We start from the raw sequence: 4,619 nt of genomic DNA, 5'->3' as shown, positions 1-4,619 counted from the left end.
GAAAACGACATAAATGCAGGATCGGCGCGCCCGGAAAGAGAACGCAGCTATGCGGAGCGCGCCGCCCCAGATCGCCCGAAAGAATACTTCTCGGTCCGCCTGACCATATCGGGGGCGGCGCAGGAATTTGAAGATCCGCGCCAGGCGGGCGAAGCCTTCTTTCGCGCTGATCCCTCCGAGCGACCCTCGGTCGCTCATATCGATGGCAACTCCGCGCGAACGATGGCCCGGACAGAGATCCACGGCAACCATGAAAGCGGCGAGACGCGGTACTTCAAATCGCTGCCGGACTCGCATGCCCCCGATGCGGAGTTTCGCGCCGGGTTCCTCAATGCGATGGAAGCCTCGCTCACAGAACGCTTGGGCAAGGTCGAGTGGGGCAAAGATGGTCCCCCTGTGACCGAGCGGCTTGATACAGGCCTGAGAGATGATCTCGAGGCCTTCGCGCGCCGCGCGCCGGAAAAGGCAGCGATGCTTTGGGCTGACCACAGTGACGCGGTCCCGCCCGGGCCGGAATTGCGCGCGGCGGTTCAAGCCCGGGAGGAAGTGGCGGATCGAGAGGTGGCAGCCTACCAGGACGGCCTAGTCGAAAAGCCATCCATCATCGCCAACGGCGACTGGGTCACGACTGATGCAAATGTCGAGTTGCGGCCCGTGGCGGTGGCAACCGACCGAGGGATTCACACGGGCTACGAGGCAAATCTGCCGGGAGGGGAGAATGAACTCACCTATTCAGAGCGCACTTTCCCGAATTCCCGCGAGGCTCTGCGCCATGCCTATGATTTCTACGAGGGTGGAGAGGAAGGGCTTGAGCTTGCGGTAAAGCGTGCGACCGAGTTGGACCGTGCGTTGGTGGAAGAACCTGACCGGGGGCCAGAAGGGCTTGTCCTCGAGCATCGGCCACAGCCCGAGTTCGCCCGCCCCGAGACCGCGATCTATGCGGGCGATGATGCGCAACTGGTCCTGACCCTTGGTCGGGACACTGAAAACACCCGCGATCTGGCCGAGCGGCTCGTCGCCGACCCGGAATTTCGCAAGTTGGTGGCCGAGCATATCCCCGATGCGGACGGCACGCTTGGCACCGGTCGCTTTGTCGACGGCGAAGGCTCCGCAGGATTTCTACCCGACGAGCTTTTGGCCGTCACCTCCTATGGTCGCGATGGTGGTGCCGAAGTTCTGGCGAAGTTTCCCGATGAAGGGCCGCTCAGTGAAGCCTTGGCCAAGCATTTGGCGCAAAGCCCGGTGATGGCGGCCTATGTCGAAGAAGAACGGCAGCGGAGCGATTTCGCTTCCGACCCGGCGCGGGCAATCTCGGCTTGGGTGGCGCAATCGACAGCCCAGATCGATAGATTGCCGTCAGACCGACAAGGCGCGCTGCGATCTGAAATGCAGGGCATTGCCAAGGAAGCCGCGGCAGCCTTTGGGCTGGATCGGGAGCAGGCAGAAATCGAAACCCCGCCCCGTTCGACACTGTATAGCACCACCATCGGCGCAAACACGTTGGCGATTGCCGGGGCCGAGAAAGACCTCGACGTAAGCAGTGCCAAGATGTTGAGCGCGACTTTGAGTTTATATGCGAACATCGCTGGGATCGATTTCAAAAGGCTTGAGACGCGACTCGAAACTGGGGCGGCCAACGCCCGCGAAGAAGAGTCGTGGGTGAAATCCGATATTGCCGATGTCGCCAAGCGGCATGGCTTTGATCTCAGCAGCGCCCAAGGTCGCAGTTCGGCGGCCGAGCGGGTGGATCGTTTCTACGAGCGTGCAGCCGAATTGATCCAGCCCGCCCGCAGCATTGAAGTGACTCGTGGACCTGACCCGCTGGTGGAGGCTTTGGGTTCACTGGCGCGCGTCCATGCCAGCCAGGGATCCGTCGCCTTCCGAAACGAAAATCAGGCACGGGATTTCGCCGAAGAAATGAAGGAACGCTACGGGGCAACGGTGTTGAAAGACATCGCCGCTGGCCGGACCGAGGCACTGGCCAAGGATGTACCGGACCCGACCGCTCGGGCGGCGATGGCCGTTGCCGTCGTCTCGGCTGCCAAAGAGCATCCTTCACTTGGCCTCAGCGCGCATGAAGCGGAGGCGGCGGAACGCAGAATGGTGGCGCAAGCGGCGTCGCGACCGCCGGAACACGCGCGAGCACATGCCTATGATCGCAATCAGGACCGGGAGTTTTGATCTTGCAACGTATTGCTCTGCTTCTCCCCCTTGGTCTCACGTCCGGCCTGCTTGTCGGCCTCATCGCCGGGGGCCTTGTTCTGAACCTCATCCTTGGCCGCGATCCGAATGCAACCGGCATCTTTGTCCTTCTCGCCGAGTTTCCCGGTTTTGCACGGCTGACCTCCGTGCCCTGGGTCCTGCCTTGGCAGATCGTCGGCGCATCGACCCTGCTCTTCACGATTGCCGCCGTCGCCCTGACCTTCCGCCAGCAGCTCACCGAATATGGTCAGGCCAAGTTCCAGGCGAAGGCGGAGATGAGAGCAAATGGCCTCTTGCAGGCCTTGGGCGCGGGCATGGTCTTCGGCAAGCTCGGGCCGCCTTCAAAGGCCGCGCCTTACGTCAGCGCCACCTTCCAGAAATTCCCGCATTGTCTTGTCGTGGCCCCCACCCGGGCAGGCAAGGGCGTGGGCTATGTCATCCCGAACACGCTTCTGTTTAACGGCAGCATTGTGGTGCTCGACGTGAAGGGCGAAATTTTCGAGGCAACCTCCCGGCACCGGCTGGCAGAAGGCGATGCGGTCTATCGCTTCTCGCCCTTCGATTTTGAACATCCGACCCATCGCTACAACCCGCTTGAGCGCGTCGCCCGCGTTGAAAATCTCGAACAACGCTATACCGAACTGGCCAAGATCTCGGACTACTTCTTGACTGTTTCGGACAAAGGCACTGCTGGCGACTTCCTGACCGAGGGGCGTGAGCTTTTCGTGGCCGCTGGACTTCTCGCGATTGAGCGCGGCAAGCCGACCATCGGCGAGATCAGCCGCATCCTCTTTGGTCGCGGCGCCACCCAGGAGGTTTACGGCGAACATGCCGAGGAGGTGAAACACCCCAATGCCGCCCAGACTTTCCGCAAGTTCGCAGGGTATTCCGACCGGACGTTGTCCTCGCACGCCTCGGTTCTGGGTGGTGCGGGCATGACGCTTTGGAACAACCCGGCAGTGGATCGCGCAACTTCCGGCAATGATTTCTCTTTCGCCGACCTGCGCAAGCGGCCGATGTCGATCTATGTCGTGGTCAACGCCGATGACATTCGCACCCTGTCGCCTCTGGTGCGGCTCTTCTTCGGCGAGTTGATCGCCACCATGCGCTCCACCCTCCCCGACCCGAAATCCGAACCCTGGCCGGTGATGGTCATGCTGGACGAGTTCGACCAACTCGGACCCATGCCCATCGTGGAACAGGCGCTGAAGCAGCTCGCTGGCCATGGTGCGCGGGTGTCGATCATCACCCAGTCGATCCCCGGTCTCGACAATATCTATGGCGAGAACGTCCGCCTGTCGCTCGAGTCCGCCGCCGGCATGAAGCTCTACCTCGCTGCGAACGACAAGAAGACGGCGGGCGAGATTTCGGATGCGTTGGGCAAGACCACCAAGCTTTCCGTCTCGGACAGCGTGTCAAGAGATCGGGATTTCATGCAGCGGCGGTCGGTCAGTCGGCGCATGGAGGAGCGTCCCCTCCTGACGCCCGACGAGGTGCGGCGGCTTAACCCGGATCAAGCGATCCTCATCCCGGAAAGACAGAACCCGCTACTGGTCCATCGGATCGTGTATTTTCAGGATCCGACGTTCAAGAAACTGTTCGAGGCGCAAAAAGGTGCCCTGCCCTATCCGCCAAAAGAAGCTACGGACGTGCAGGTCCTGACCCAACGGATGGAGGCGCTGGAACGGCGTCTGGCAGAAAGGATGGTGGTGGATTTCGTGCGGCCAGAAAAGGTGAAGACGGAAGCACCCGTCGAGCCGGAGCCGAAACTGGCGGCCGAGATTGTGGCGCGGGAGGAGATCGCGCCAGAGGCCGAGCAGGCAGCAATAGATGCTCAAGCGCCTCTGTTTGTGGCGCAAGCTAAGCCAGCCGTTGAACCCCAAGTTCAGCTAGATGTCCTGAAGCCGCCAGAGACAATCTCGGTAGCCCGGATGAACAAATTCACCCTCAAGCTTCAGGCACAGGAGCCATAGCTACAGTCGAGCTCATCACGAAAGATCCCAATCCGAATCAGGCAAAGTAACCTCTAGGCCGGCCGCATCGAGAAAGAAGACCTTTATTTTTGACCCGCATGTTTTGACCTGAAATTTTTGTCCGGCAGCGGCCGCTCGTGACATGTGCGGCTAAATCTCGGTTGGAGCTCAAATTTATCGGTGCTACGCGATGTGCCGAGGTCTGCTAGGAGTGGAGGGAAAGCGGAATGTCAGCTTTCCGGTGTAGAAGGTATAGAGTCACCCTTCCGATCACCTCGATTTCGCGGCTTACGCAGCCAACTGGATGATGGTGAACCGAATGGAGCTCTACTTGCGAAAGACCCCTCGTTCCCGCAAGCCGACAACCTTGCACCCGCCAGAGCTAGTGCGGGCTTTCTTTGCTGACAGCTATTACCTCGACTACATAGTTCTGCGTCCTTTGAG

At 60.7% G+C, this 4,619-nt stretch carries 2 protein-coding genes; both read left to right on the top strand.

Annotated features, from left to right (window positions below):
- On the top strand, positions 1–2,181 hold a 2,181-nt coding region (locus L0H65_RS14910), incomplete at its 5' end, for a hypothetical protein (RefSeq protein WP_301459835.1).
- 2 nt (positions 2,182–2,183) lie between these two features.
- Positions 2,184–4,175: a type IV secretory system conjugative DNA transfer family protein gene (locus L0H65_RS14905; RefSeq protein ID WP_301459834.1), complete on the top strand. Its 1,992-nt coding sequence runs from the start codon at positions 2,184–2,186 to the stop codon at positions 4,173–4,175.
- Positions 4,176–4,619 lie beyond the last annotated feature (444 nt).

The organism is Pseudorhodobacter sp. (assembly GCF_030452865.1).
Taxonomy (GTDB): Bacteria; Pseudomonadota; Alphaproteobacteria; order Rhodobacterales; family Rhodobacteraceae; genus Pseudorhodobacter.
The sequence above is the reverse complement of the archived record's forward strand: the minus strand, read 5'-3'. Positions and strand labels throughout refer to the sequence as shown.